The following is a 2155-nucleotide window of genomic DNA, read 5'->3' on the forward strand; positions in this document are numbered from 1 at the left end:
ACGTTGAAGATTTCCTTGAGGGCCGGGGCGCTTTGGTCGGTCATCGGTGATTCCATGGCTAGAGAAACCAGCGGTATTCCCGCGCGTTGATCTCTTGTTGAAAGGCCAAGTGGTCCTGGCGTTTGTTTTCGCAGTACACGTCGATAAATTCGGCGCCCAGCTTATCGCGCAATACCGCTTGATGCTGCATGGCGCGTACGGCATCGAGCATTTCCAGGGGGAAGTCGGCGCCGCTGTTACGGTCCTCATTCAGCGGGGCGATGGGTTCTTGCCTGGCTTCAAGGCCATGCTCCAACCCTGCCAGGATCGCTGCCAGCACCAGGTAGGGGTTGGCATCGGCACTGGCCAGGCGGTGTTCGATGCGCAGGTTGCGCGGGTCGGAATCGGGAATACGCACGCACGCGTCGCGGTCTTCAAAGCCCCAGCTGGCACGCGTTGCCGCGTTCACGGTGCCACCCAAGCGGCGGAAGGCGTTGTGGTTGGGCGAGAAAATCGGCATGCAGTGCGGCAACAATTCCAGGCAACCGGCCACCGCGTGGCGCAGCGGTTGCTGCTGGTGCGCCGCGAGTAAATTATTGCCCGCGCCGTCATACAGGCTGACATGCACATGCATGCCGCTGCCGGGAAATTGCAGGTAAGGCTTGGCCATAAAGCTGGCGCGGTAGCCATGCTTGAGTGCCACGCCACGGGTGCTGCGGCAGAACAGCGCGGCCCAGTCGGCGGCGCGCAGGCCGTCGTCGCAGTGGCCGAAGTTGATCTCGAACTGGCCAGGGCCGAGTTCGGCGGTGATCACCGTGATGTCGATGCCTTGGGCCTGGGCGGTTTGCGCCATGTCGTCGAGCACTTCGCTGAAGCGCGACAACCGCTCGATGTGCAGGTTGGGCTGGTCGTCAGCGTCATCACTCAGCGGGTCGCGGGCAAATTGCGGCAGGCCGTCGTCAAGTTTTTTATCGAGCAGGTAAAACTCCAGCTCAAACGCCACCACCGGGTGAATGCCCTTGTGCTGCAGGCGCTCCAGCACCTTGGCCAGGACTTCACGTGGTTCAAACTCGATGGGCGCTTCAGTGCCATCCGAGGTGATCAGCATCTGCCCCAGCGGTTGCGCTTCCCAGCTCACCGGCTTGAGCGTGCCCGGCACCAGGCGGCGGTTGGCATCCGGGTCGCCGTCGTGGAAGCAATAGTCACCAATTTTGAACAGCCCGCCCTGGGCGCCCAGCAGCACGGCATTTTGCGGCAGCTTCAGCGGGCTGCCGGCGGCGACTTTTTCGAGCATCTCCACCGGGTAGCGCTTGCCGTAGAAGTGCCCGGGAATGTCCAGGGCGATCAGGTCGACGTAACGCACCTCGGGGTGGTTCTGGCGAAAGGTCCGTACTTCGGCCAGCAACGTGGAGGGTTGGCTTTTCACGGGTGTTGCTCCTAGTTGTAAACCCACAATACGCGGGCGGGCAGATCAGTCAGGTTGGCGTAGCGGCAATGGGCAAAACTGGCCAGGTGGAAGCTGTCGCCTTGGCCGAGGGTGACCGAATCGGCTTCACCTTCCACCCACAGCGTCAACTCGCCCTCCAGTACAAAACCGGCCTGTTCGGCGCGGTCGCTCATGGTGTGCTCGCCACTGTTGGCGCCGGGCGCCAACAGGCTGTCGAGCATCGAAAAGGCGCCGTGCATGCTTGGCGAAACCAGAATGTCGGTGATGCCATTGGCGTAATACACCGTGCGCCGCTCGTTGGGGCGTGTGACCCAGTCGACGGCCTTGGGTTTGGGCAGGCTGTAGAAGTAGGTGGTGGGCACATCCAGGGCGTGGCTGATGGCAGTCAGGTCGGCCACAGTAGGGCGTGACAGGCCGCGTTCGACTTGAGACAAAAAGCCCACCGAGCGCTCGATTTTTTGCGCGAGTTGGGCAAGGGTGAGTTTCTTGTGCTTGCGCAGATCGTGGATGAGCACAGCCAGGGCGTCGAGTTCTTGTTGTTGGTTCATGAAATTTATGTCGAGAAATTTCATGAAAAATTACACGGATTATTTCACGGTGGCAATGGGTGTGGCATAGCTTTTGTGGCGAGGGAGCTTGCTCCCGCTGGGCTGCGCAGCAGCCCCAAAAAGGCTGGCCGAGTAACACCTGAACCAACGCAGTGGATCGATTGGGGCCGCTTCGCTGCCC

3 protein-coding genes are annotated in these 2155 nt (G+C 61.2%); 1 reads left to right on the top strand and 2 read right to left on the bottom strand.

What is annotated here, in order from left to right; all coding sequences use genetic code 11:
• Positions 1-58: 58 nt before the first annotated feature.
• Both FEM54_RS31075 and FEM54_RS31080 read right to left on the bottom strand, forming a co-directional pair.
• Entirely contained in the window at positions 59-1405 is a 1347-nt protein-coding gene (locus tag FEM54_RS31075) for a glutamine synthetase family protein (protein WP_017135023.1), read from the bottom strand.
• An 11-nt stretch (positions 1406-1416) separates the two neighbouring features.
• The gene (locus FEM54_RS31080) at positions 1417-1974 is read right to left on the bottom strand and encodes a helix-turn-helix domain-containing protein (protein WP_017135024.1); all 558 of its coding nucleotides are present in this window, start codon (positions 1972-1974) and stop codon (positions 1417-1419) included.
• Here FEM54_RS31080 and FEM54_RS34475 point away from each other — a divergent pair.
• Positions 1963-2155, top strand: a 193-nt coding sequence (locus FEM54_RS34475; RefSeq protein ID WP_205894443.1) for a hypothetical protein, incomplete at its 3' end; no start/stop codon positions are given. The two genes, FEM54_RS31080 and FEM54_RS34475, sit on opposite strands and share 12 nt — an antisense overlap.

The sequence above is a fragment of the Pseudomonas edaphica genome (genome assembly GCF_005863185.1).
GTDB lineage: Bacteria > Pseudomonadota > Gammaproteobacteria > Pseudomonadales > Pseudomonadaceae > Aquipseudomonas > Aquipseudomonas edaphica.

Coding starts and splice junctions, on each gene's coding strand:
- FEM54_RS31080 (WP_017135024.1), bottom strand. CDS start 1,974: ATGAACCAACAACAAGAACTCGACGCCCTGGCTGTGCTCATCCACGAT.